Origin of the sequence: Campylobacter sp. RM9331, from assembly GCF_020137685.1 — a bacterium.
Taxonomy (GTDB): Bacteria; Campylobacterota; Campylobacteria; order Campylobacterales; family Campylobacteraceae; genus Campylobacter_E.
Genome location: NZ_JACGBA010000069.1, coordinates 1 through 416, shown reverse-complemented (window position 1 = coordinate 416; position 416 = coordinate 1). Strand labels below are relative to the sequence as shown.

The following is a 416-nucleotide window of genomic DNA, read 5'->3' as shown; positions in this document are numbered from 1 at the left end:
TGCCCAGGGCTACACACGTGCTACAATGGCATATACAATGAGAAGCAATACCGCGAGGTGGAGCAAATCTATAAAATATGTCTTAGTTCGGATTGTTCTCTGCAACTCGAGAGCATGAAGCCGGAATCGCTAGTAATCGTAAATCAGCTATGTTACGGTGAATACGTTCCCGGGTCTTGTACTCACCGCCCGTCACACCATGGGAGTTGATTGTGCTTTAAGTCGGAATACTAAACTAGTTACCGCCCACAGCAAAATCAGCGACTGGGGTGAAGTCGTAACAAGGTAACCGTAGGAGAACCTGCGGTTGGATCACCTCCTTTCTAGAGTACATACTCTTTAACTCACACTAAAGAGTAATAATAAATATTTCAAGAGCTCTTGAGAGCTTGTTTGGATATCAAAGGTTGAAATGA

At 44.0% G+C, this 416-nt stretch carries 1 rRNA gene; it reads left to right on the top strand.

Going from position 1 to position 416, the window contains the following annotated elements:
• Positions 1-323 (top strand): 16S ribosomal RNA (locus tag AVBRAN9331_RS09800); the annotation flags it as partial.
• Between the last annotated feature and the right edge of the window lie 93 nt (positions 324-416).